Source organism: Streptomyces sp. NPDC102283 (genome assembly GCF_044766265.1).
GTDB lineage: Bacteria > Actinomycetota > Actinomycetes > Streptomycetales > Streptomycetaceae > Streptomyces.
This window is the reverse complement of record NZ_JBIWLQ010000011.1, coordinates 122,806-143,868: the sequence shown is the minus strand read 5'-3', so window position 1 is coordinate 143,868 and position 21,063 is coordinate 122,806. Positions and strand designations below refer to the sequence as shown.

Annotated in this window: 28 protein-coding genes and 2 pseudogenes; 14 read left to right on the top strand and 16 right to left on the bottom strand. The window is 70.5% G+C overall.

Annotation, left to right across the window (positions count from 1 at the left end):
* Positions 1-39 precede the first annotated feature (39 nt).
* Entirely contained in the window at positions 40-177 is a 138-nt protein-coding gene (locus ACIRJT_RS22620) for a hypothetical protein (RefSeq protein WP_403911759.1), read from the bottom strand.
* Between the two features lie 270 nt (positions 178-447).
* Here ACIRJT_RS22620 and ACIRJT_RS22615 point away from each other — a divergent pair, with 270 nt between their 5' ends.
* Positions 448-1,626 (top strand): PP2C family protein-serine/threonine phosphatase, encoded by a 1,179-nt coding sequence (locus tag ACIRJT_RS22615; protein ID WP_403911757.1) that lies wholly within the window; start codon positions 448-450, stop codon positions 1,624-1,626.
* Between the two features lie 13 nt (positions 1,627-1,639).
* Here the strand turns inward: ACIRJT_RS22615 and ACIRJT_RS22610 are convergent, their stop codons facing one another.
* Positions 1,640-2,218, bottom strand: a complete 579-nt coding sequence (locus ACIRJT_RS22610; protein WP_403911755.1) for a TetR/AcrR family transcriptional regulator — start codon at positions 2,216-2,218, stop codon at positions 1,640-1,642.
* Between the two features lie 88 nt (positions 2,219-2,306).
* On the opposite strand from ACIRJT_RS22610, the gene ACIRJT_RS22605 reads away from it, so the two are divergent.
* The 3 genes from ACIRJT_RS22605 (at position 2,307) to ACIRJT_RS22595 (ending at position 4,636) form a co-directional block, all read left to right on the top strand.
* Positions 2,307-3,200, top strand: coding sequence for an NADP-dependent oxidoreductase (locus ACIRJT_RS22605; protein WP_403912042.1), 894 nt, complete (start codon positions 2,307-2,309; stop codon positions 3,198-3,200).
* 105 nt (positions 3,201-3,305) lie between these two features.
* Positions 3,306-4,043 carry a class I SAM-dependent methyltransferase gene (locus tag ACIRJT_RS22600; protein ID WP_403911753.1) on the top strand — a complete coding sequence of 246 codons (738 nt, stop codon included), beginning with the start codon at positions 3,306-3,308 and terminating at the stop codon, positions 4,041-4,043.
* Between the two features lie 74 nt (positions 4,044-4,117).
* Positions 4,118-4,636: a pyridoxamine 5'-phosphate oxidase family protein gene (locus ACIRJT_RS22595; RefSeq protein WP_403911751.1), complete on the top strand. Its 519-nt coding sequence runs from the start codon at positions 4,118-4,120 to the stop codon at positions 4,634-4,636.
* Positions 4,637-4,697: 61 nt separating this feature from the next.
* Here ACIRJT_RS22595 and ACIRJT_RS22590 read toward each other — a convergent pair whose 3' ends face one another.
* The 4 genes and pseudogenes from ACIRJT_RS22590 to ACIRJT_RS22575 form a co-directional block, all read right to left on the bottom strand.
* Complete coding sequence (locus ACIRJT_RS22590; RefSeq protein ID WP_403911749.1) at positions 4,698-5,666, bottom strand: glutaminase; 969 nt, start codon at positions 5,664-5,666, stop codon at positions 4,698-4,700.
* Between the two features lie 84 nt (positions 5,667-5,750).
* Complete coding sequence (locus tag ACIRJT_RS22585; RefSeq protein ID WP_403911747.1) at positions 5,751-6,236, bottom strand: hypothetical protein; 486 nt, start codon at positions 6,234-6,236, stop codon at positions 5,751-5,753.
* Between the two features lie 216 nt (positions 6,237-6,452).
* Positions 6,453-7,105 (bottom strand): annotated as a pseudogene (locus tag ACIRJT_RS22580) (HAD family hydrolase).
* Between the two features lie 132 nt (positions 7,106-7,237).
* Positions 7,238-7,681, bottom strand: a complete 444-nt coding sequence (locus ACIRJT_RS22575; RefSeq protein ID WP_403911746.1) for a nuclear transport factor 2 family protein — start codon at positions 7,679-7,681, stop codon at positions 7,238-7,240.
* Positions 7,682-7,806: 125 nt separating this feature from the next.
* On the opposite strand from ACIRJT_RS22575, the pseudogene ACIRJT_RS22570 reads away from it, so the two are divergent.
* Positions 7,807-8,263: pseudogene (locus tag ACIRJT_RS22570) on the top strand (alpha/beta hydrolase); the annotation flags it as partial.
* A gap of 370 nt (positions 8,264-8,633) precedes the next feature.
* On the opposite strand, the gene ACIRJT_RS22565 reads toward ACIRJT_RS22570, so the two are convergent.
* On the bottom strand, positions 8,634-8,894 hold the full coding sequence (locus ACIRJT_RS22565) for a hypothetical protein (protein ID WP_403911744.1): 261 nt from the start codon (positions 8,892-8,894) through the stop codon (positions 8,634-8,636).
* Between the two features lie 200 nt (positions 8,895-9,094).
* Positions 9,095-9,448: a DoxX family protein gene (locus ACIRJT_RS22560; protein WP_403911742.1), complete on the bottom strand. Its 354-nt coding sequence runs from the start codon at positions 9,446-9,448 to the stop codon at positions 9,095-9,097.
* 131 nt (positions 9,449-9,579) lie between these two features.
* On the opposite strand from ACIRJT_RS22560, the gene ACIRJT_RS22555 reads away from it, so the two are divergent.
* Positions 9,580-10,434, top strand: coding sequence for a sigma-70 family RNA polymerase sigma factor (locus ACIRJT_RS22555; RefSeq protein WP_403911740.1), 855 nt, complete (start codon positions 9,580-9,582; stop codon positions 10,432-10,434).
* A 45-nt stretch (positions 10,435-10,479) separates the two neighbouring features.
* Here the strand turns inward: ACIRJT_RS22555 and ACIRJT_RS22550 are convergent, their stop codons facing one another.
* The 3 genes from ACIRJT_RS22550 to ACIRJT_RS22540 all read right to left on the bottom strand — a co-directional run bounded on the left by ACIRJT_RS22550 (position 10,480) and on the right by ACIRJT_RS22540 (position 11,907).
* Positions 10,480-10,689 (bottom strand): DUF397 domain-containing protein, encoded by a 210-nt coding sequence (locus ACIRJT_RS22550; protein WP_403912039.1) that lies wholly within the window; start codon positions 10,687-10,689, stop codon positions 10,480-10,482.
* 184 nt (positions 10,690-10,873) lie between these two features.
* Positions 10,874-11,083: a DUF397 domain-containing protein gene (locus ACIRJT_RS22545; protein WP_403911738.1), complete on the bottom strand. Its 210-nt coding sequence runs from the start codon at positions 11,081-11,083 to the stop codon at positions 10,874-10,876.
* Positions 11,080-11,907 carry a Scr1 family TA system antitoxin-like transcriptional regulator gene (locus ACIRJT_RS22540; protein ID WP_403911736.1) on the bottom strand — a complete coding sequence of 276 codons (828 nt, stop codon included), beginning with the start codon at positions 11,905-11,907 and terminating at the stop codon, positions 11,080-11,082. Before ACIRJT_RS22540 ends, ACIRJT_RS22545 begins: the two co-directional genes overlap by 4 nt.
* Before the next feature lie 106 nt (positions 11,908-12,013).
* Between ACIRJT_RS22540 and ACIRJT_RS22535 the strand changes: the two genes are divergently transcribed.
* The 4 genes from ACIRJT_RS22535 to ACIRJT_RS22520 are packed head-to-tail and all read left to right on the top strand — an operon-like array spanning position 12,014 to position 13,511.
* Positions 12,014-12,280 carry a hypothetical protein gene (locus ACIRJT_RS22535; RefSeq protein WP_403911734.1) on the top strand — a complete coding sequence of 89 codons (267 nt, stop codon included), beginning with the start codon at positions 12,014-12,016 and terminating at the stop codon, positions 12,278-12,280.
* A 38-nt stretch (positions 12,281-12,318) separates the two neighbouring features.
* Positions 12,319-12,699 carry a hypothetical protein gene (locus tag ACIRJT_RS22530; RefSeq protein ID WP_403911732.1) on the top strand — a complete coding sequence of 127 codons (381 nt, stop codon included), beginning with the start codon at positions 12,319-12,321 and terminating at the stop codon, positions 12,697-12,699.
* Positions 12,700-12,728: 29 nt separating this feature from the next.
* Positions 12,729-13,130, top strand: a complete 402-nt coding sequence (locus ACIRJT_RS22525; RefSeq protein ID WP_403912037.1) for a hypothetical protein — start codon at positions 12,729-12,731, stop codon at positions 13,128-13,130.
* Positions 13,131-13,139: 9 nt separating this feature from the next.
* The gene (locus tag ACIRJT_RS22520; RefSeq protein WP_403911731.1) at positions 13,140-13,511 is read left to right on the top strand and encodes a hypothetical protein; all 372 of its coding nucleotides are present in this window, start codon (positions 13,140-13,142) and stop codon (positions 13,509-13,511) included.
* A gap of 109 nt (positions 13,512-13,620) precedes the next feature.
* Here the strand turns inward: ACIRJT_RS22520 and ACIRJT_RS22515 are convergent, their stop codons facing one another.
* The 3 genes from ACIRJT_RS22515 to ACIRJT_RS22505 form a co-directional block, all read right to left on the bottom strand.
* Complete coding sequence (locus ACIRJT_RS22515; protein ID WP_403911729.1) at positions 13,621-13,854, bottom strand: DUF6243 family protein; 234 nt, start codon at positions 13,852-13,854, stop codon at positions 13,621-13,623.
* 231 nt (positions 13,855-14,085) lie between these two features.
* Positions 14,086-14,289, bottom strand: coding sequence for a hypothetical protein (locus ACIRJT_RS22510; protein WP_403911727.1), 204 nt, complete (start codon positions 14,287-14,289; stop codon positions 14,086-14,088).
* 100 nt (positions 14,290-14,389) lie between these two features.
* Positions 14,390-15,772 carry a glycine--tRNA ligase gene (locus tag ACIRJT_RS22505; protein WP_403911725.1) on the bottom strand — a complete coding sequence of 461 codons (1,383 nt, stop codon included), beginning with the start codon at positions 15,770-15,772 and terminating at the stop codon, positions 14,390-14,392.
* A gap of 188 nt (positions 15,773-15,960) precedes the next feature.
* On the opposite strand from ACIRJT_RS22505, the gene ACIRJT_RS22500 reads away from it, so the two are divergent.
* The 4 genes from ACIRJT_RS22500 (at position 15,961) to ACIRJT_RS22485 (ending at position 19,233) form a co-directional block, all read left to right on the top strand.
* Positions 15,961-16,962: a metal ABC transporter substrate-binding protein gene (locus tag ACIRJT_RS22500; protein WP_403911723.1), complete on the top strand. Its 1,002-nt coding sequence runs from the start codon at positions 15,961-15,963 to the stop codon at positions 16,960-16,962.
* Positions 16,963-17,000: 38 nt separating this feature from the next.
* Positions 17,001-17,795, top strand: a complete 795-nt coding sequence (locus ACIRJT_RS22495) for a metal ABC transporter ATP-binding protein (RefSeq protein ID WP_403912034.1) — start codon at positions 17,001-17,003, stop codon at positions 17,793-17,795.
* The gene (locus tag ACIRJT_RS22490) at positions 17,795-18,694 is read left to right on the top strand and encodes a metal ABC transporter permease (protein WP_403911721.1); all 900 of its coding nucleotides are present in this window, start codon (positions 17,795-17,797) and stop codon (positions 18,692-18,694) included. The genes ACIRJT_RS22495 and ACIRJT_RS22490 overlap by 1 nt, the downstream gene beginning before the upstream one ends.
* Positions 18,695-18,798: 104 nt before the next feature.
* On the top strand, positions 18,799-19,233 hold the full coding sequence (locus tag ACIRJT_RS22485) for a Fur family transcriptional regulator (protein ID WP_403911719.1): 435 nt from the start codon (positions 18,799-18,801) through the stop codon (positions 19,231-19,233).
* Positions 19,234-19,345: 112 nt separating this feature from the next.
* Here ACIRJT_RS22485 and ACIRJT_RS22480 read toward each other — a convergent pair whose 3' ends face one another.
* Positions 19,346-20,191, bottom strand: coding sequence for an isoprenyl transferase (locus tag ACIRJT_RS22480; RefSeq protein ID WP_018961196.1), 846 nt, complete (start codon positions 20,189-20,191; stop codon positions 19,346-19,348).
* 82 nt (positions 20,192-20,273) lie between these two features.
* On the bottom strand, positions 20,274-21,020 hold the full coding sequence (gene recO / locus ACIRJT_RS22475; protein ID WP_265601715.1) for a DNA repair protein RecO: 747 nt from the start codon (positions 21,018-21,020) through the stop codon (positions 20,274-20,276).
* Positions 21,021-21,063: the final 43 nt, after the last annotated feature.

The following is a 21,063-nucleotide window of genomic DNA, read 5'->3' as shown; positions in this document are numbered from 1 at the left end:
GAGTGGGTGCGGGGTCGCTCGGAGTGGGTGCCGGGTCGCTCAGGGCTCGATCCAGCCCGCGGCCGCCGCCACGACCCCGGCGCCCACCATCGAGCCGACGACCATCGCGGTGAGCGCCAGGAGCGTCAGGGCCACCGCCGGGCCCGCCTCGGCCTGATGAGGTTCGGCGTGCGTCATGGCGCTCCCCTGTCGAGGCGGTCATCGGGCCGACCAGGGAAGCTAATCACCCAGTGGGGCAATATTGCCTATATCACCACAAGCGGAGTGGTGTGCCTACGAAGTCGAACACCGCAGGCGGAATCGGCTCGTTCCGGGCGACCTTCCGGGCGGACGCCCCGGTCGGAATCGCTCGCCGCCACCGCAGGCTTTCTCGACCGGTGCCATGAGAGAGGCGTCAGCGGGCAGAAGCACTCTCAACTTTTGGAGGCTGTGGTGACGTATGACCGGATGGGACTGGCTGAAGTGCTGGCGGCGGCGGAGAACGCGGCCCCGGTGGATTCGATCGATGTCGTGGCGCGGAATCTGCGCGCCCGGTTCGGTGCGCGGTACGTGTCGTTCCTGTTCGTCGACGCGGTCGGCAGCCGTCTGCTGCGGGTCAACGACGCGGCCGGTGCCACCCAGGCGCACCGGACCGAGAGAGTCCCCCTGGCCGGCAGCGGCATCTACGACAAGGTTCTGCGCGCCCAGAAGCCGGTGCTGACGGAGGAGGGAGGGCTGGGGCAGCGCGTGCTCGCGCCGGTCACCAACCGCGGTGACACCATCGGTGTGCTGGAGCTGTTCCTCGACGTCGTGACCGAGAGCGTGCTGGAGCAGGTCGAGGAGGCCGCACACGCGCTGGCGTACATCATCGTCACCGACCGCCGCTTCACGGACCTCTACCACTGGGGGAACCGCACCACGACGGTCAGTCTGGCGGCGGAGATCCAGCGGCAGCTCCTCCCCTCGGCCCCCTCCTGCGAGGCGGCCGAATTCACCCTGGCCGGAGCCCTGGTCCCGGCCTCCGACATCGCCGGGGACACCTACGACTACAGCCTCGACCACGACACCCTGCACCTGTCCGTCACCGACGCCATGGGCCACGACGTCGACGCCTCCCTCACCGCCACCCTGGTCGTGAACGCCTCCCGCGGCGCCCGCCGCGCCGGAGCGGACCTCGCCGAACAGGCCCGCCACATGCATCAGGCCCTCCTCGACCACGGGCGCCACACCTACGCCACGGGCCAGTTGCTCCGCATCGCCCTGGACGGCAGCGGCGCCCACATGGTCAACGCCGGCCACCCCGGGCCGCTCCGGCTGCGCGAGGGCACGGTCGAGGAATTGGGCCTGCGCGTCAACATGCCGTTCGGGTTCCCCTCCCAGGGCCCTTACGAGGTACAGGACATCGATCTGCGCCCCGGCGACCGTCTCGTGCTGTTCACCGACGGAATGCAGGAACGCGAGGCGGAGACGGTCGACCTGCCCGGTCTCCTGCTGCGGACCGCGGCCGAGCATCCGCGGGAGGTCGTACGCACCTTGGTCGCCGCGGTGGCCGACGCCTACGGCGGTCGGCCACCGAAGGACGACGCCACCGTCCTGTGTCTGGACTGGCAGGGGCCTCGTGGCGGGATCCGCCGGACGGACGCCTGAGCCCTGACACTCCTCAGGCGAGGCGGGAGGCCCCCCAGGCCGCCTCGATCATCCGGAAGATCTCGTCCACCGCGGCCTGCGGATCGGCCGCCTCGCGGGCGAGCGCGTAGGCGTCGATCGCGAACCTCGCGATGGTCCGGCAGGCCGTCGACGTCTCCGGTACGCCGAGGTCGGCGGCGATCGCGGCGGCCAGCGCCTCCGCGTGGCGCAGCCGCATCGACTCCTCGTACTCCCGCAGGGACGGCGACGACTCGATCATGTTCCGGACCGGGGCGGCCCCGGGCGCCGCGCAGTGGCGCACCAGGGTGTGGATCTCGCGGCGCAGCACGGGAATCAGGGGCTCGTCCGCCGTGCGGTCGGCCACCGCCCGGACGAGGCCCTGCTCGAAGCCCTGGTCCTGCTCGAAGACCAGCGCTTCCTTCGAGGCGAAGTGGGAGAAGAGCGTGGTCACGGCAACGTCCGCCTCGGCCGCCACGTCACGGATGCCCACGGCGTCGTACCCGCGTTCCAGGAAGAGCCGCAGAGCGGTGTCGGCGATCTTCTGGCGGGTCGCGGCCTTCTTGCGCTCGCGGCGCCCGCTGGGCTCGTTCATGCGCTGACACTAGCAAATACAAAACCGAAACCGATAGGAAAAGCTAACGGTTAGTGCTAGGTTCCGGGGCATGGAGAGCACAAGGAGCATGAAGAAGGTGAGCTTCGCCGCGTTCGGCGGCCCCGGCGTACTGCGCCTCATCGACACCGAAAGGCCCCACGCGGGCCCCGGCCGGATACGCGTCCGGGTACGGGCCGCCGGAGTGAACCCCGTCGACTGGCGCATCCGCGAAGGCCAGATCCTGGGTGCCCATCCGGTCGAACTGCCGTCAGGAGTGGGCCTCGACGCCGCCGGAGTGGTGGACGAGGTGGGCGAGGGCGTCGAAGGAGTGGCGGTCGGCGACCACGTGTTCGGCGAGGGCTCCGACACGTACGCCGAGTTCGCCGTGCTGTCGGCGTGGGCCCGGATGCCGCAGGGCCTGACGTTCGAGGAGGCGGCCGGCTATCCGTCCGTGGTGGAGACCGCGCTGCGCGTCCTGCGCGAGGTCGGGGTCCGGCCCGGCCAGACGCTGCTGGTCAACGGCGCTTCCGGCGGGGTCGGTTCGGCGGTGCTGCAGATCGCCCGCGACCGGGGCGTCACGGTCATCGGCACGGCGGGCGCCGCCAACCAGGAGTACCTGCGCGGCCTGGGCGCGCTCGCCACGACGTACGGCGAGGGCTGGGTCGAGCGGGTGCGGCTGCTCGGCCGCGTCGACGCCGCGCTCGACCTGGCGGGCTCGGGCGTCCTCGGCGAACTGGTCGAACTGACCGGTGACCCGGGGAAGGTGGTCACCATCGCGGACCTGGACGCACCGGAGTTCGGCGTCCGGTTCTCCGGCGTGGCGGGGAGCGTGCCGGAAGCGCTGGCCGAGGCGGCGGCGCTGATCTCCCGCGGCAGGCTGCACATCCCGGTGGAGAAGTCCTACCCGCTCACCGAGGCCGCCGCCGCGCACATCGACAGCCGGGCGGGGCATACGCGTGGCCGCCGTGTCGTGATCGTCTGACCACGGGTCGGGGCGAGGCGAGGCGGGTCACGGCCCGTAGGGTGCCCACGACACCGGCGCGGAGCCAGCGGAACCGGCGCCGGGGACAGGGGACAGGGGACGGACATGCTCGACTACGACGACGAGGCCCGGCACTACGACGCGTCCCGGGGTGGTGGGCCGAGGGCCCGGACGGCGGCGGACGCGGTGGAGCGGCTCCTGCCACAAGGGCCCCGCACCGTCCTGGACCTCGCGTGCGGCACGGGCATCGTGACGGAACGGCTTCGGCGTCCGGGGCGGACGGTGGTGGGCGTCGACCGTTCGCCCGGGATGCTGGGGCTCGCCGCGCGGCGGGTGCCGGGAGGAATCGTGCGGGGCGACGGCGCACGGCTGCCCTTCGCGTCGGACGCGGTGGACGCCGTCGTGATCATCTGGCTGCTGCACCTGCTGCCGGACCCCGTGCCCGTGCTGACCGAGGCGGCCCGGGTGCTGCGGCCCGGCGGGGTGCTGATCACCACCGTCGACAAGAACGACGCGTACTTCGCCGAGGACAGCGACATAGCCGGGGTCACCGCCGACCTGCGCGGCCGGCACGCACCCCAGGTGCCCGACCACTCCGCCCGGCTGCTCCGTTGGGCGGCGGAACAGGGACTGGGGGCAGCGGGCCGGACGCGGTTCCCCGGCACGGGGCAGGGCCGCAGTCCCCGCGGCTGGCGCGAGGTGATCGAGGCGGGCCTCATCTCCTGGTGCACCCACGCGCCCCGGGAGCAGGTGGCCGACGTGTGCCGGAGCCTCGCCGCGCTGCCGGACCAGGACACACCCCGCCCGGACCCGCTGTACCCTCTCATCGCCTTGAAGGCGTAACGCCGCGGCGGCAGTTGGGAGCAGATGTCCGACCTCCCGCGATGCGGTGATCATGCGGTGTGGGAAACTCGACCATGCCTGTGACCAACCCGTGGCTGGCCGGCCCGTCACCCGAGATGCGGCTCGATCGCGAGCGCCTGGAAGAACGCATACTCAATTTGCTGTCGACGCAGAACATGTGCGTGCTCGCGACGGCAGGCCCGGATGGGCCCCTCGCGACACCGGTGCGGTACTTCCCCCTCGACTTCGCGGTGATGTTCAGTACGGCGCCCGGTTCCCCGAAGATGAGGAACCTCGCCGCCGACCCCCGTGTGTCGGTGGGGATCTTCGCCCCGCTGGTCGGACAGGCCAGCAGCCGAGGGGCCCAGCTCTTCGGGCGGGCTCGCGTGCTGTCCGAGGACGACCCCGACTTCGCGCACTACTGGCCGGCCTTCCGTTGGCAGTCCGACCACGTCGAGCGGTCACGCTCCCTCGACGAGCCCCAGTCGGGCCCCCTCGTGGTGATCGACGCCGAGCGAATCGTCTATACGGAGCACTGGCTGCGGCGCGAGGGCTACGCGCCGCGCCAGTTCTGGACCAGGGCGGACCGGTAGCCCGGCGCTTCCCTCTCCTCGCCCCGGGGCGGCGGCCCGGCCGCTCTCCGCACGGGACGCGTCAGAAGACGGACAGCCCGGTGAGTGTGGTGAAGCGGGCGAGGGCCGACACGCCCGCCACCGAGTTGCCGCGCCGGTCGAGCCCCGGGCTCCACACGCACAGGGTGCACACTCCGGGCACGATGGCGATGATGCCCCCGCCGACGCCGCTCTTGCCCGGCAGCCCCACCCGATAGGCGAACTCTCCGGCCGCGTCGTACGTCCCGCAGGTGAGCATGACCGCGTTGATCTGCTTCGCCTGGCTGCGGGTCAGCAGCGCGGAGCCGTCGGCCCGGATGCCGTGCCGGGCCAGGAACCCCGCGGAGAGGGCCAGGTCCGCGCACGACGCCTCGATCGAGCACTGGCGGAAGTAGGCCGAAAGCAGCTCGGGGACCCGGAGGGTGATGTTGCCGTAGGAGGCCATGAAGTGGGCCAGCGCGGCATTGCGGTCGCCGAAGGCCGCTTCGGAGGCGGCGACCTCCGGTACGAAGTCGATGGCGGGATTGCCGCTCTCCGAGCGCAGCAGCTCCCGCACCTGGCCGGCGGCGTCCCCGGTCAGCGCCTGGAGCCGGTCGGTCACCACGAGGGCCCCGGCGTTGATGAACGGGTTACGGGGGATGCCGTTCTCGTACTCCAGCTGCACCAGGGAGTTGAACGGGTTGCCCGAAGGCTCCCGGCCGACTCCCCGCCATATCTGCTCGCCGTCCAGGGAGAGCGCCAGGGCCAGGGCGAACACCTTGGAGATGGACTGCGTCGAGAACGGCTGCTGCCAGTCGCCGACGCCGTAGACGGTTCCGTCCGGCTCCGCGACGGCCATGCCGAAGCGCCGGGGGTCGGCGTCGGCGAGCATCGGGATGTAGTCGGCGGGAGTGCCGTGGCCGGCGAGTGCGCCCATCTCCTCGGCGATGCGGCTGATGACGGAGCTGAAGCGGTGTGCGTCGGCGCGCGGTGCGGTGCTGCTCGCCCGAGGGGCGGCGGAGGGGTGGGACACGGCGATTCCTGACGGAGAGAGGCGAGGAGGCCCGGCGGGCGGAGCGGGAGGTCGCCCCTACAGGTTGTCGCACTTGAACGGTGGTCAGCGGGGCGGGAAGGACGCCAGGGAGAGGTCCCACTGGTCAGCGGCGTGCAGCAGGGCCGCGGCGTCCATCGTGATCTCCACGACGTACTGGTAGATATCAGCCCCGTCGTCACCTTGCTGCCACGGGGGTGCCGCCTCCAAGGACAGGTGAACGCGAATCACCGAGGCCCCGCTCCCGCTTCGACCGGCGAGGCTGAAAGCCACGACCGGCTCGGTGAACCACGTGTCCGGCGACAGCTCACCTTCGGCATCGGGTTCGGTCACGGCCACCGTCCCCGCCGCCACCGCGCGCAGCCATGCGCCCACCCGGTGAGCCTCATCGGTGAGCAGACACGGATCGGCGAAGAACCAGCTTCCCTCAGGAGACGTCACCGTGCCATCGATGACCAGCCAGTTGTCGTCGTACGACTCGCCCCGGGCCGTGGCGAACTGATAGCGCACGGGGCGGAGGCCGACACTGCTGGCGAGATCGTTCAGGAGCACCGAGTCAGCATGCCATGCGCTGACCAGCTGGTCGGACTGTGGCGTCCGGCCGAGGTGCGCAGGTCGGAGCACCGGCCCGGACTGAGTTCCGTCTCGGGGACAAGCCGGGCCCGCGTCGAACGATCTTCGACGCGGACTTCCTCCCACGATCAGCACGCGTACCCGTAGAACCGGTCCCACCAGCCCTTCGACCCGCGACTTCGGGTGGGCGGAGGCTCACTGATCCGCGAGGAGGCCGGGCAGCCCGCGCATGTCGTCGAAGACGACGGTGCCGGGCCCTTCGAGCCGGTCCACGGGAGTCATTCCCCCGGCGTAGGCGAAAGCGCGCATGCCTGCGGCTCGGGCTGCGTGAAGTCCGTACTGGCTGTCCCGACCACGGCGCAAGCCTCGGGCGCGATCCCCATCCGCCGCGCGGCGTGGAGGAACAGGTCCGGTGCCGGTTTGCCGTGCTCGACCTCGGTGGCGCTGAAGATACGGCCTTCGAAGCGCGAGTAGAGACCGGTGATCCCCAGGGTGAAGCGCATCTTGTCGTGGCTCCCGCTGGATGCCACACAGGTGGGGAGGTGCGTGAGCGCGTCGAGGGCTTCGACGACGCCCTGGACGGGGGCGAGTTCGGCGGCGAGCGCATCGTGGTAGAGGGGCTTGAACTCCTCCTCCCAGTCGGCCGGCAGGCTGCGCCCGAGGTGCTCCTCCATCTGCCGCGTCATCGACCGGCTGGAGCGGCCCATGAACCGGTCGATGATCTCGGCTTCGGTGAGTTCCCACCCCAACTCGGCCAGGACGATGGCATCCACGCGCACCACGATGCGCTCGCTGTCGACCAGCACACCGTCGCAGTCGAATATGACGAGTTCGATCGGTTGGATCATGCCCGCAGGATAGACGGGCCGTCTCCGTCACGCGGCAGCGCAGCAGGCCGCCCCCACCACTCTCCGGTGCTCAGCGGCTACCCCCGCCCCGCACCCGGGCAGCGTGCAGCGTGCAGCGGTGGTCGGGGCCCTTCACCGACCCTTCGCCTCGAACGCCTGGGCGACGGCCAGGCTGTCCTCGTAGACATGGTGCCGGGTGACAAGGCCGTCCGCGACGGTGAGATGCAGAGCGAACCGCGCCTGGTAGGCACGCCCCGTGAGCCGGGCGGTCTGACGGATCACGCCCAGCACGACCGCGTCGCTTCCGTCGACGAGGATGCGCTCGACCTCAGTCGCCACTTCCTCCGGCACGTGGTGCTCGGCGAGCTCGCGATAGTGGGCGGCCGCGTCAGCCCGGGTGGACCGGTGACGGATCCACGGCGTGGCGGTACGGCCGTGCTCGGCCTCCGGCCAGGCGAGCTTCCAATCGCCGTGTTCGGCGTACATCCCGGCGATGTGCTCGGGGTTGCCCCCGCCGATTCTGCGCAGCAACTCCTCAACGACCTCGCGCGTGTTCGTAGGTGTGACTGTGGACATGACCGGCCTCTCCGTCCTGGTCCGCGTCCTGCGACGCGGAGAAGATCTCCGACCCTGCCAGTGCGGGCCCGCCGAGACGATTACCTCGGACGTAGGGCGAGCGGATCACCCGGATCCACTTGTTCGCGTGCGCCGGGGAGGCCGACGACTGCGCGGGCGCCCCGGGCCCGGAATCCGCTTGGCGGACCTCCGCGACCGCTGCTGCGTTCGCCGACCTGCGCCGGGCGATGGAGGCGGGCGGGCCGGTCGGCGACGAGATCGTCGACGCCCTCGTCCTGCCGCTGGTCGACAGGGCGGTCCCGGAATGACAGGCCGTCCTGGACGCGCTCCTGACGCTGCCCGAGGTCGGCGGCCCGGTCGGGTACTAGGGCGGAGTGATCTCCATCGGCGTCCGTCTCGCCGCGGTCGAACCGCGCATCGTGGCCGCCGGGCTCTTCGCCGGAAGTCTCGTGCCCGCCGCCGTGTTCGACTCCTTCGGCTCCACGGAGAAGACCCTGCACGCCAGCCTCGGCGGGCACCCCGGCGTCCCGCGGTTCGAGCTGGACACCGGGGGCCAGGTTCTTCGCCCGGCACCTGACGTAGGGCCTTTCCTGACGTAGCGCTTCGTCGAACAGGTCCGCGAGGACGGTCGAGGACGGTTCGCGCCCCTGACCGGACGCCCCGGCTCACCCGGTGTGCGTGCCGATGTCGGAGAGGAGCCGCGCGGGAGCATGGCGTCGGCGTCACCGTCCGCCCGCGAAGTGGGCGGTGGCGGCGACCGCGAGCAGCAGCGCGTCCGGGGGATCAGGTGGGCGGGGAGAGGCCCGGAGCCCGCCGGCGACGACGGCGCATGGTCAGCGGGTTGACGAGGACGGTCCCCGCCACGCTCCGGCGTCCCGTGCCGTCATGTGCTTCTCCGGCCGAAGCGGTCAGGCCTGCCCCCACCCCTCCGCCGCGATGGGACGTCATGGCTTCAGACCTGCTGGGGGTGGCCGCCGTCGCCCTCGACGACGAGCCGGTCCGTGCCGGGCTCGTCCGCTCCCTCGACCACCGTCACGTCGATCGCGCCGTCGCCGGTGGTGTCGAACTGGTAGAGGTCCGCTCTCCCGTCACCGGTGGTGTCCGTCATCCATACATCGGGCTTGCCGTCGCCATTGGTGTCGGCGCTGAGGAGGACGTGGTGCTCGTCCCCCTGGGTCGGGGCCACTTCTTCGGTGTGCGCGTTGGTGTCCATGGCGGCCGGTTGCCCCCAGGGCTCGGCTCGAAACCGTGACGCCTCGCTGTCGGGGCGGTCCGGGCCCGGCCGGGGACGCCGGGGTGTGGGCGCGGGCGGTGCCCCGGCCCGTCGGGGGTCGCTGTCGTTTTCGGCGGAGGCGGGCGTGGCGGCGGAGGCGGACAGGGCTGCGACGGCACGAAAACACGCACCCGCTGCGGTCACCCGCCGCCCGCGAAGAAGCCGGTACTGGCGACGGCGAGCAACAGGTAGACCCCCGGGAAGGCGATGTTGTGGAAGACGCGCGTCCGGACGTGGACCAGCACCGCTCCGACGAAGAACACGGTCAGGCCGATCGCCGCCGCCAGGCCCAGCCGGTGGACACCCAGCAGGCCGACGACGAGGCCCACCGCACCCGCGAGTTTGAGCGTCGCCAGATACGGCACCGCCCAGGGCGGAACGTGCACCTCCGCCGAGTTGGCCCGTACGAACGGCGCCCGTACGTAGTCCGCGACCGCGACGGACACGTTCGCGACGGCACAGGTCACCGTGGCGATGAGCAGTACGGAGGTCATGACCTCACCGTCTGTCGGCACATGGCATTCTCATCTCCTCGGGAGCCGCGCGGGAAGGCGCGGCAGGAAGGCGGACAGGAAGGGGTTCATCCGACCGTCCTGACGTCCGCCCGCCCCGGAAGGTGACACCCATGCCGATCACGGCCGAAGAATTCGAGACCGCACGACCGGGTCTCCTGTCCGTCGCCCACCGCATGCTGGGCTCGGCCCAGGACGCCCAGGACGCCGTCCAGACCGCTTGGGTACGGGCGGCCACCGCCCGGTCCTCCGCAGCGATCGAGAACCCGTCGGCCTGGCTCACGACCGTCACCGCCCGGGTCTGCCTGGACGAGCTGCGCGCCCGACGCCGCCGCGCCGAAGCACCGCTGCTCGCGGACGCCGTCCCGGCGGCGGACCTGGCGGCGGACGAGGCGGTCCTCCGTGCCGAGGACGTCTCCCGGGCGCTGATGGTCCTGCTGGACCGGCTGACCCCGCCCCAACGGGTCGCGTACGTCCTGCACGATCTGTTCTCCACCCCGTTCGACCGGATCGCGGAGGTGCTGGGCGCGACCGTGCCCAGCACCAAGCAGCACGCCAGCCGCGCCCGCCGACGCCTCGCCCCAGCCCGGCAGGACGCGGAGGAGACCGGCCGGGCTGATCAGCGGATCGTGGACGCCTTCATGGCGGCGGCCCGGACCGGGGACACGCGCGGCATGATCCGGCTGCTCGCGCCCGACAGCGTGCGCGACGCCGAGGCGGCGCTCCTGCCGCACGGCGGCCGCACCACCGTGACCGGCGCGGCCGACATCGCCGCCGAGACCGCCCAGTTCCGCGACAGCATCCGGGCGGCCTGCCGACTCACCGTCAACGGCCGGCCGATGTACGTCATCGCCCCGGGCGGACACCCCTTCGCCACGATCGGGATCAGCACGGCGGGCGGGCGGGTCACCCGTATCGCGTTGCGCCTGGTGCGGACCGACGACCGGTTCGACGCCCCGGAGCTCTGACGGTGCTCCGACGCGCCGACAGCGCAGTTTCCTCGGTCGAGTTCATCAGACGGTGTCGAACGTCCCGCCGCGAACGCCCGCGACGAACGCCGCGAAGGCGGTGGTGGGGACGGCGACCACCGGGCCGCCCGCGACCTTGGAGTCACGGACGGGAACGATGCCGCGCGAGGCGGCGAGATTCGCGGCGACCTCGATGCAGTTGCCACCGTTCGCGCTGTACGAGGACTTGAACCATCGGGGGGATTCGGGGGGCATCATGGGTGTCCCTTCGCCGCAGGAACTACCACCATGCATGACAGCGCCTGTCGGACACCAGGATGCCCCGGCGCGAAGTCGGTGGTGGCCCTCAAACGGCGCCCTTTCCCTCCGAGCAGCAGGATGCCCCACCCTGCGTGGCAGGGTGGGGCATCCGGTTGCTCGGTTCCTGCTGCTCGGTTCCTCAGACGGTGTCGAACGTCCCGCCCTGGACGCCCGCGACGAACGCCGCGAAGGCGGCGGCGGGAACGGCGACCACAGGCCCGCCCACAACCTTGGAATCACGGACCGGGACGATGCCACGCGTGGTAGCGAGGTTGGCGGCGACCTCAACGCACTGGCCACCGTTACTACTGTACGAAGACTTGAACCAGCGGGGGGATTCGGTCGTCACAAGGCGCCCTTTCGTAACTTGTTGATCGCGGCCACAGAATCAGCCTGAGAGGCAGCTTCGGCCTGCATCTGATGGTAGGCCGTCATGAAGAGTTGGACGAAGTGCATATCGCGCTCCACCCTGCCCTGCTGTGCAGACTCGGAGTAGGCCAGTTGAGTCCTGTCAGGAAGCGTCAATAGGGTCACCGGCAGATCAAAAGCACGCCGTTCTCCGAGCTCGAACGGCGCGACCTGCAGAACCGTGGAGGGCAGCTCAGCGAACGCGACAAGCTTGTCCAACTGCGCCTTCATGACGTCGGCTCCACCGACTGCCCGGCGAATGCAGCTCTCGTCCAGGACCGCGTAGACCATCGGCGGCGGAGTCCTGGCAAGAGATGCCTGCCTCTCGGCGAGCAGGCCGAGTCGTTCCTCAGCCTGCTCATCAGTGATAGCCCCTCGTCGCATTGCGCCGTTGCAGATCGCTTCGGCGTACTCGGCAGTTTGAAGCAGGCCCGGCACAATCCCGACCTCGAACAGTCTGATCTCCGCAGCACGGATCTCCTGCCGAACAAACTCAGGGAAGCCCTCCAACAGTGCCGTTTCCTTCATCGCCTGGACCATGCGGCTGAACTTGTCACCCGTCCCCAGCGCTCTGTCAGCGCTCCTCGTGAAGCGAGGAGTTGGAGAGCGCCGACCAGTTTCCACAGCCGAAATGTGCGTCCCCGAGCATCCCATGCGCCCGGCTAACTCGTCCTGCGTCCAGCCCCGCGCGTCTCTGGCCTGCCTCAACTGCAAGCCGAAGGAAACGTCCGGGTCGTCGGGGTCGAGCTGCTTGCGATTCACCATGTCGAAGCCCTAACTCTCTGAGCAAAAGGCGCAGGTTGAAGACAGCCCGACCCTAGGTCACGCTGAATCGCCCCGGTAGCCGAACGACTACGGAGAGGAGCGATCGATGTACGGCGAGAACGTACGCCCGAATACGCCCACGCCCTCCACCGCCTCCACCCCCGCCCTCGGAACCCTCCTGGTCGACACCAGCCGCGCCGACCGCGTGGGCGAGTTCCGAGGGGTCGCCGGCCCCTACTGGTCGCTACGGCCGGTCGGGGGCGGCGCGGAGTGGGAGGTCGAGCCCCGCCATGTGCGGCCCGCAATCCTGATAGAGCAGCTCCGCGCCCGTACCGCGCGCCTCAACGCCCGTAGCCGGGGCGAGGTCCTGTGAACGTCGCGCCGGCCGCTCGACGGACCCCGCCGGTCCGCATGACGCGCGTGCCGGTCTACGCGGCCGAGGTCAGCCTCTCCGACGGGCAGCAGTTCGCCTCGCTCGGCGGGGTCGTCGTACGGAACCGGCGGCTCGTCCTCCTCTGGCTCCGGCGCCAGGCGCTCCGCCTGGCCAACGGTCATGGGCTCCTGCTCGCTCCCGAACCCGTAACGCCGCCCACCGGCGACGTACGCCCGGTCCGCTTCCACGGCTCCGATGCGCCCGAGGAGTTGCGTCGCTGGGCCACGGACGGCGCGCACCAGGACCACGCGATACGGGCCCTGGAGGCCGGGTTCCCCGCACTGTTCACCGTGCTCGATCCCGCCGTCGGGCTCAGCCTGACCCTCGCCGGGTGGCGTGGCCACCCGGCCGACCGGTAGTCCCGCCACACGAACCGGAGTTGAACACCGTGCTCCAGTGCACCGCCGTCACGCTTCTCCCTCCAGAAGCCGTGCTGCGGCTCCCCTCCGCCGGGTTGGACGACTCCGGCGATCCGGAGCCGTACGTCCTGTGCGAACTCGGCGAGCACGACGGCCCGCACACCGAACACGCCGCCTTCCTCCGACCGGGCCGGACGCCCGACTCGGCGGCCCAGTGGTTCTTCTGGACCGGCGACGGACCGGAACGTGCCCATCGGACCGGCAGCGCGCACTGGTGCCCCGCCCTCCTCCGCCGGCTCGACACGGACGTCGTGCGGCGCTGCGCGTTCTTCGACCACCACACCGCGCCCCACTCCTGGGACGTGGGCGATCCGCTCGGCGACCTGATCGCGGAGCGCCTCCTGTCAGGCGACCACTCCCCCGAAGGATGACCCGTACCCGTGAACCAGTGCACCGCCGTCGCTCTGCTGCCGCCCCCCAAGCATGTGCTCGCCCTCTCGGTCCCGGATCGCCGTCCGGAGGCCGGACACCTGCTCTGCGAACTCGCGGAGGGCCACGACGGGACGCACGCGACGATGCTGTGGGACGAGGGCGGGCGGCCGGGGAGCGCCGTCTGGGCGCGGTGGCGTGCTGGGCAGGTCCGGCTGCTGCCGCTCCCCTGGTGCGCGGTCCACGATCCCCGGGACGAGGACGCGGCCTGTGGCCTGTTCGCCGGGCACCCGCCGGGGCACGGCTGGGAGGTCACCGACCCCACCGACGAGGCGATCACGCGCGAGCTGGCGCGGCGGCACCCGCATCTGTTCCACCGGTGACGGACCACGTACGGGCGGACGGGCGGACGATCAGGCTCTGATCACGACCGTGGGCCCGGATCACGGATGATCCGGGCCCACGGTCCCATTACGGCGTAATACTCAGATGTCAGCTCTGCGCGGGCGACGCGTCCTGCTCGCCCTGCTCGGAGGCGGTGTCTGTGGCGGTGGTGGCCGCCTGGGCCTCGGCGCGCTCGCGCATCCTGCGCACCAGCTCCTGCTTCTTGTCCTCGGCGACCTTGCGGTCGGCGTCTCGCGCGGAACCCGCGCCCTGCTGTTCGGCGCGGGACAGCTTCTTGCGCTGTCCGCCGACGCCGAGGAGGTTGTTACGGCTCTTGGCCATGGCGTTCTCCCATGTGACGTGTGAAGTGAATCAGGTGAACGTGATCGGGGCCGGTCGCGCCGGTCCCGGGCTGCGGCGGGGTGTGCGCACCCGCCGCGCTCTCACTCGTAGATCTGGAAGAACGAAGACATGCGGAGACCGTACCCCGCGCCCGGAGCGCCCCGCACCAGGTTTTCCGGCCGCCCGGCGCCGCTCCCCGGTCCGACCTGGCCCGGACGAGCGGCCCGGGTATCAGGCCGTCGGGTCGACCGTCGCCTGATGGGCATCGGCCAGGTGCTCCTCGGCCTTCAGCCAGGGCAGGAACTGCGCCGGGCGTTGCCACGCGCAGGTGGAGCACGTCAGCTGGCGCGTCACGCTCGACTTCCTCACCCGCACGACGTGTTCACGGCCGTGCTGGTCCCATCTGCTGACCTTGCTGGTGGTGCTGGACGGCATCGCGTACCTCCCGGAACGGCGGCGGGGGCTCCGGTGGACCGTACGACGAAGCCCCCGGTTCCGTACCCGGAACCGGGGGCCTCACGCACGGATGCGGGTGTCAGCAGCCGAGCAGACGCGAGCCGAGGTACGCCTGGATCTGGTCCAGGGAGACGCGCTCCTGCTTCATGGTGTCGCGCTCGCGCACGGTCACCGCGTTGTCGTCGAGGGTGTCGAAGTCGACGGTGACGCAGAACGGGGTGCCGATCTCGTCCTGACGGCGGTAGCGGCGGCCGATGGCGCCGGCGTCGTCGAACTCGATGTTCCAGTTCTTGCGCAGGTCGGCCGCCAGGCCCTTGGCCTTCGGCGAGAGCTGCGGGTTGCGGGAGAGCGGCAGGACCGCGACCTTGACCGGGGCCAGGCGGTGGTCGAGGCGCATGACGGTGCGCTTCTCCATGACGCCCTTGGCGTTGGGGGCCTCGTCCTCGACGTAGGCGTCCAGGAGGAACGCCAGCATCGCGCGGCCGACACCGGCCGCGGGCTCGATGACGTACGGCGTCCAGCGCTCGTTGGCCTCCTGGTCGTAGAACTGGAGGTCGGTGCCCGACGCCTCGGAGTGCGCCTTGAGGTCGTAGTCGGTGCGGTTGGCCACGCCCTCCAGCTCGCCCCACTCGCTGCCGCCGAAGCGGAAGCGGTACTCGATGTCGGCGGTGCGCTTGGAGTAGTGGGAGAGCTTCTCCTTCGGGTGCTCGAACCAGCGCATGTTCTCCTCGCGCATGCCGAGGTCCGTGTACCAGTTCCAGCGCTGGTCCATCCAGTACTGCTGCCACTCCTCGTCCTCGCCCGGCTTGACGAAGAACTCCATCTCCATCTGCTCGAACTCACGGGTCCGGAAGATGAAGTTGCCCGGAGTGATCTCGTTCCGGAAGGACTTGCCCATCTGCGCGATGCCGAACGGCGGCTTCTTGCGCGAGGTCTGGAGCACCTGGCCGAAGTTGGTGAAGATGCCCTGGGCGGTCTCGGGGCGCAGGTAGGCGACCGAGCCGGAGTCCTGGGTCGGGCCGAGGTGGGTGGAGAGCAGACCCGAGAACTGCTTGGGCTCGGTGAAGGTGCCCTTGTTGCCGCAGTTGGGGCAGTTGAGGTCGGCGAGGCCGTTGACCGGCGGCTTGCCGTGCTTCTCCTCGTACGCCTCCTCCAGGTGGTCGGCGCGGTAGCGCTTGTGGCAGGAGGTGCACTCGGTGAGCGGGTCCGAGAAGGTGGCGACGTGTCCGGAGGCGACCCAGACGTCCGGGGCCAGGATGACCGACGAGTCGATGCCGACCACGTCCTCGCGCGCGGTGACCATGTAGCGCCACCACTGACGCTTCAGGTTCTCCTTCATCTCGACGCCCAGCGGCCCGTAGTCCCAGGCGGCCTTCTGCCCACCGTAGATCTCACTGCAGGGGTAGACGAAGCCACGGCGCTTGCTCAGGCTGACGATGGTGTCGATCTTGTCGGCGGCCACGGTGCTCTCTTCATTACGACGGTGACGAACGGCGAATGCCTCAGATTACCGGCGGGCGCACCCCTGGGATCAAATCGGTGGGACGTGAAGGATCTTGCCGGTGATCTTCCCGGTGCCCCTATGTGACCTTCCGGGCATCTCATCAGCCTTGTTGACAATCGTTTCCACTTTAGTTGAAAATGACTGTCATGAACGTACGCCGCCTCATACCCACCACCGCCGTCGCCGGAGCAGTCGTCCTCGGTCTGACCGCTCTCTCGGCCTGCTCCACCTCCGACGCAGCGGACGGGGGCAACGGCGACAAGCTGAAGGTGACGGCGTCGTTCTACCCGATGCAGTTCCTGACCGAGAGGATCGGCGGCGAGCACGTCGCGGTCACCAGCCTCACCAAGCCGGGCGTCGAGCCGCACGACCTGGAGCTCACCCCCCGCCAGATCGGCTCCATCAGCGAGTCCGACTACGTGCTGTACCTCAAGGGCATCCAGCCCGCCGTGGACGACGCGATCAAGCAGTCCGGTGTGCGGAACACCGTCGACGCCGCGACCCTCACCACGCTGGAGAACCACGGCTCCGAGGTCAGCGGCCACGACCACGGCCACGAAGAAGAGGCGCACGGGGAGCACGAGGAGCACTCCGAGGGCGACGGCCACAACCACGGCGAGGAGGGCGGCGCCGACCCGCACGTCTGGCTGGACCCGGTGAAGTACGCCGAGGTCGCCAAGGGCGTCGGCAAGTCGCTGGAGAAGGCCGATCCCGACCACGCCGCCGACTACAAGAAGAACACCGACGCCCTCGTCGCCGAGCTGGGCGAGCTGAACACGGCGTACGAGACCGGGCTGAAGAACACCTCCACCAAGACGTTCATCACCACCCACTCCGCTTTCGGCTACCTCGCCGAGCGCTACGGGCTCACCCAGCAGGGCATCGCGGGCATCGACCCCGAGGCCGAGCCGAGCCCCGCCCGGATCCAGGAGATCCATACCATCGCGGAGAAGGAGAAGGCCACCACGGTCTTCTTCGAGACGCTCGCCAGTGACAGGACCGCGAAGACCCTCGCGAAGGACACCGGGCTGAAGACCGGCGTCCTGGACCCGCTGGAGGGAATCACGGACAAGTCCCGGGGCGCTGACTACATCGAGGTCATGGAGTCCAACCTCGCCGCGCTGCAGAAGGCACTCGGCGCGAAGTGACCCGCAGCACCCGTACGACCATCGGATCGGAGGCGCTCATGCCGGAGCGTGAGAGCACCACACGCGAGGCCGCCCACGAGCCCGTCATCGCCCTGCGCGGCGCCACGGCCACCCTCGGCGCACGCCCCGTGCTGCGCGGGGTGGACCTGACCGTGCACCGCGGCGAGGTCGTCGCGCTGCTGGGCGCCAACGGTTCCGGCAAGTCCACCGCCGTACGGTCCGTCATCGGGCAGGTCCCGCTGACCGGCGGCAGCGTAGAACTGTTCGGCACCGAGCTGCGCCGCTTCCGCCGGTGGGGCCGGATCGGCTACGTCCCGCAGCGCACCACGGCCGCGGGCGGCGTGCCCGCCACGATCCGCGAGGTCGTCGCCTCCGGCCGGCTGTCCCGTACGGGGCTGCGGTGGCCCGGGAAGGCGGACCGGGCGGCCGTGGAGCGGGCCATCGCGCTGGTGGGCCTCGCCGACCGCGCCAAGGACTCCGTGAGCGCGCTGTCCGGGGGCCAGCACCAGCGGGTCCTGATCGCCCGCGCCCTGGCCTCCGAGCCGGAGCTGCTGATCATGGACGAGCCGATGGCCGGGGTCGACCTGGCCAGCCAGGAGATCCTCGCCTCGACCCTGCGCGAGCAGGTGGCGCTGGGCACCTCCGTGCTGCTCGTGCTGCACGAGCTGGGCCCGCTGGAGCCCCTGATCGACCGGGCCGTCGTCCTGCGCGACGGCTGCGTGACGCACGACGGGCCGCCGCCCGAGGCGCTCGGCCAGCACGCTCTGCCCGGCCACGACCACGTACACCCCCACGCGGCCGCCGGGCCCGTCCGGACGGGACTGCTGACCTGATGCTCCTCGAATTCCTGAACCCTCCCTTCATGCAGCGGGCGCTCATCGCGGCCGTGCTGGTCGGCATCACCGCGCCCGCCATCGGCATCTACCTGGTGCAGCGCCGGCAGGCCCTGATGGGCGACGGCATCGGGCACATCGCGATGACCGGCGTCGGCCTCGGCTTCCTGCTCTCCACCAGCCCCGTCTGGATGGCCACCGCCGTCGCCGTGGCCGGCGCGGTCGTGATGGAGCTGATCCGCTGGTACGGACACACGCGCGGCGACCTCGCCCTGGCGATGCTGTTCTACGGCGGCATGGCGGGCGGCGTCATGCTCATCAACCTGTCCGACACGGGCTCCAACGCCAACCTGACCTCGTACCTCTTCGGCTCGCTGGCCACCGTCTCCGAGTCGGACGTCATCGCGATCTGCGTGCTGGCCGCCTTCGTGGTGCTGGTCACGGTGGGGCTGCGGCGGCAGTTGTTCGCGGTCAGCCAGGACGAGGAGTTCGCCCGGGTGTCCGGGCTGCCGGTACGGGTGCTGAACCTGCTGATCGCGGTGACCGCGGCCGTGACCGTGACCGTCGCGATGCGGGTCGTCGGCCTGCTGCTGGTCAGCGCGCTGATGGTGGTGCCCGTGGCGGCGGCGCAGCAGATCACCAAGTCCTTCAAGGTCACCTTCGTGCTGGCCGTGGTGATCGGCACGGCCGTGACCCTCACCGGCACCGTGACCTCGTACTACCAGGACGTTCCGCCCGGCGCGACGATCGTGCTGCTGGCCATCGCGGTGTTCGTCGCGCTGACCGCGCTGGCCGCTCCGCTCGCGAGACGCCGGGCGCGGGCGAGCGAGGCGAAGGGCGCCGAGTGCACCCTTGGAGTACCGGGAGCCCGCCGGGAGCGGAACGACGTACGGGTGTGACAGCGGTACGTGTGACCGAGTCGCACCGTACGTGTTCGCCGGCGGCGCCCGGCCGGGCTGGCACAATGGCCCGACACATGTACGGGCGACACGAGGAGGCAGCTGTGGCCACGGCGCCGATCAGTGGCACGAACGCAGCGCCGGTGCGCGGCCGGTCCACCCGGCAGCGGGCGGCGGTGGCGGCGGCGCTCGACGAGGTCGCCGAGTTCCGGAGTGCTCAGGAGCTGCACGACGTCCTCAAGCACCGCGGCGACTCCGTGGGCCTGACCACGGTCTACCGGACCCTGCAGTCCCTCGCCGACGCGGGTGAGGTCGACGTCCTGCGCACCACCGAGGGCGAGGCCGTCTACCGGCGGTGCTCGACCGGAGACCATCACCACCACCTGGTCTGCCGGCTCTGCGGCAAGGCGGTGGAGGTCGAGGGTCCGGCCGTCGAGCAGTGGGCCGAGACGATCGCCGCCCAGCACGGCTATGTGAACGTCGCGCACACCGTCGAGGTCTTCGGCACCTGCGCGGAGTGCGCCGCGAGCAAGGCGTAGCAAGGCGTAGCGGGCGGAACACGAACGAGAAGAGGCGGGCCCGGGACACTGACAACGTCCCGGGCCCGCCTCTTTCACGTCACTTTTCACGTCACTTTTCGCGTCACTCGCGTCATTTCTTGGCGGCCTCGGCCGCCTTCGCCGCCTTCGCCGCCTCCACCGCCTCCGCCCCGCCGAAGCGGCGGTCGCGCTGGGCGTACTCCAGACAGGCCCGCCACAGGTCCCGACGGTCGAAATCCGGCCAGAGAACGTCCTGGAAGACCATCTCGGCGTAGGCGCTCTGCCAGATCAGGTAGTTCGAGGTGCGCTGCTCGCCGCTGGGCCGCACGAAGAGGTCCACGTCCGGCATGTCCGGGTAGTACGTGTACTTCGCGAAGGTCTTCTCGTTGACCTTGGAGGGGTCGAGCTTTCCGGCCGCCACGTCCTGGGCGATGCGCTGCGCGGCGTCCGCGATCTCGGCGCGGCCGCCGTAGTTGACGCAGAAGTACAGCGTCATCCTGTCGTTGTCCTTGGTCTGCTCCTGGGCGACCTGGAGCTCCTGGACGACGGACTTCCACAGCTTGGGCATGCGGCCCACCCAGCGGATGCGGATGCCGAGCTCGTCCATCTCGTCGCGGCGGCGGCGGATCACGTCGCGGTTGAAGTTCATCAGGAACTTCACCTCGTCCGGCGAGCGCTTCCAGTTCTCCGTGGAGAAGGCGTAGAGCGAGAGGTTCTTCACGCCCATCTCGATACAGCCCTTGAGAACGTCCATGACGACGCCCTCACCGACCTTGTGGCCCTCGGTGCGCGGCAGACCCCGCTCCTTGGCCCAGCGGCCGTTGCCGTCCATCACGACGGCGACGTGCTGGGGCACCAGCTCGCCGGGGATCTTCGGAGGCGTCGCGCCCGTGGGGTGCGGCTCGGGGGTCTTGTAGGTGCGCCGGTTACGGCCGCCGAGGATCCCGCGTACTGCCATGAGCTTCTCAGTCTCCCTGTGTCACTTCTCCACGCACCGCGTCGTCTGCCCGACGCACCGCGTCACTTCTCCACACACCGCGTCACTTCTCGACGTACCGCAGCGAGCGCAGTCCGCGCTCCAGATGCCAGTGCAGATAGGCGGACACCAGTCCGCTCCCCTCCCTGACATGACGTGCCTCGCACGCGTCCGCCGTCGCCCAGTCGCCGCTGAGCAGCGCGCTCAGCAGGGCCAGGGCCTGTGCCGAGGGTACGACGCTGCCGGGGACCCGGCAGTCACCGCATATGACGCCCCCCGCCGCGACGGAGAAGAACCGGTTCGGACCGGGCATTCCGCACTTGGCGCAGTCCTCGAAGCTGGGCGCGTACCCGTTGACGGCGAGCGAGCGCAGCAGGAACGCGTCCAGGATCAGGTGGGGGGCGTGCTCGCCCCGGGCGAGGGTGCGCAGGCCGCCGACGAGCAGCAGATACTGCTGGACGGCCGGTTCGCCCTCGTGGTCGGTGAACCGCTCGGCGGTCTCCAGCATCGCGGTGCCCGCCGTGTAACGGGCGTAGTCGGCGACGATCCCGCCGCCGTAGGGGGCGATCGTCTCGCTCTGGGTGCAGAGCGGCAGCCCGCGGCCGACCAGCTCGCTGCCGCGGGCGAAGAACTGCACGTCGACGTGGGAGAAGGGCTCCAGGCGGGCGCCGAACTTGGATTTGGTGCGGCGCACCCCGCGGGCGACGGCCCGCACCCGGCCGTGGCCGCGGGTCAGGATCGTGATGATCCGGTCGGCCTCGCCCAGTTTCTGCGTACGCAGTACGACGCCGTCGTCCCGGAACAAGCTCATGGGCCCATTGTCGCCCACCTGGGGCCCCTGGCGGGTCGGCTGC

What these genes read in the sequence shown, in the direction of transcription:
- recO (WP_265601715.1), bottom strand. Translation starts at nt 21,020, where the DNA reads ATGAGCTTGTTCCGGGACGACGGCGTCGTACTGCGTACGCAGAAACTG.
- ACIRJT_RS22515 (WP_403911729.1), bottom strand. Translation starts at nt 13,854, where the DNA reads ATGGCCAAGAGCCGTAACAACCTCCTCGGCGTCGGCGGACAGCGCAAG.
- ACIRJT_RS22600 (WP_403911753.1), top strand. Translation starts at nt 3,306, where the DNA reads ATGCTCGACTACGACGACGAGGCCCGGCACTACGACGCGTCCCGGGGT.
- ACIRJT_RS22575 (WP_403911746.1), bottom strand. Translation starts at nt 7,681, where the DNA reads ATGTCCACAGTCACACCTACGAACACGCGCGAGGTCGTTGAGGAGTTG.
- ACIRJT_RS22555 (WP_403911740.1), top strand. Translation starts at nt 9,580, where the DNA reads ATGCCGATCACGGCCGAAGAATTCGAGACCGCACGACCGGGTCTCCTG.
- ACIRJT_RS22610 (WP_403911755.1), bottom strand. Translation starts at nt 2,218, where the DNA reads ATGAACGAGCCCAGCGGGCGCCGCGAGCGCAAGAAGGCCGCGACCCGC.
- ACIRJT_RS22560 (WP_403911742.1), bottom strand. Translation starts at nt 9,448, where the DNA reads ATGACCTCCGTACTGCTCATCGCCACGGTGACCTGTGCCGTCGCGAAC.
- ACIRJT_RS22550 (WP_403912039.1), bottom strand. Translation starts at nt 10,689, where the DNA reads ATGCCCCCCGAATCCCCCCGATGGTTCAAGTCCTCGTACAGCGCGAAC.
- ACIRJT_RS22540 (WP_403911736.1), bottom strand. Translation starts at nt 11,907, where the DNA reads ATGGTGAATCGCAAGCAGCTCGACCCCGACGACCCGGACGTTTCCTTC.
- ACIRJT_RS22565 (WP_403911744.1), bottom strand. Translation starts at nt 8,894, where the DNA reads ATGGACACCAACGCGCACACCGAAGAAGTGGCCCCGACCCAGGGGGAC.
- ACIRJT_RS22480 (WP_018961196.1), bottom strand. Translation starts at nt 20,191, where the DNA reads ATGGCAGTACGCGGGATCCTCGGCGGCCGTAACCGGCGCACCTACAAG.
- ACIRJT_RS22535 (WP_403911734.1), top strand. Translation starts at nt 12,014, where the DNA reads ATGTACGGCGAGAACGTACGCCCGAATACGCCCACGCCCTCCACCGCC.
- ACIRJT_RS22615 (WP_403911757.1), top strand. Translation starts at nt 448, where the DNA reads ATGGGACTGGCTGAAGTGCTGGCGGCGGCGGAGAACGCGGCCCCGGTG.
- ACIRJT_RS22510 (WP_403911727.1), bottom strand. Translation starts at nt 14,289, where the DNA reads ATGCCGTCCAGCACCACCAGCAAGGTCAGCAGATGGGACCAGCACGGC.
- ACIRJT_RS22495 (WP_403912034.1), top strand. Translation starts at nt 17,001, where the DNA reads ATGCCGGAGCGTGAGAGCACCACACGCGAGGCCGCCCACGAGCCCGTC.
- ACIRJT_RS22605 (WP_403912042.1), top strand. Translation starts at nt 2,307, where the DNA reads ATGAAGAAGGTGAGCTTCGCCGCGTTCGGCGGCCCCGGCGTACTGCGC.
- ACIRJT_RS22490 (WP_403911721.1), top strand. Translation starts at nt 17,795, where the DNA reads ATGCTCCTCGAATTCCTGAACCCTCCCTTCATGCAGCGGGCGCTCATC.
- ACIRJT_RS22530 (WP_403911732.1), top strand. Translation starts at nt 12,319, where the DNA reads ATGACGCGCGTGCCGGTCTACGCGGCCGAGGTCAGCCTCTCCGACGGG.
- ACIRJT_RS22620 (WP_403911759.1), bottom strand. Translation starts at nt 177, where the DNA reads ATGACGCACGCCGAACCTCATCAGGCCGAGGCGGGCCCGGCGGTGGCC.
- ACIRJT_RS22500 (WP_403911723.1), top strand. Translation starts at nt 15,961, where the DNA reads ATGAACGTACGCCGCCTCATACCCACCACCGCCGTCGCCGGAGCAGTC.
- ACIRJT_RS22595 (WP_403911751.1), top strand. Translation starts at nt 4,118, where the DNA reads ATGCCTGTGACCAACCCGTGGCTGGCCGGCCCGTCACCCGAGATGCGG.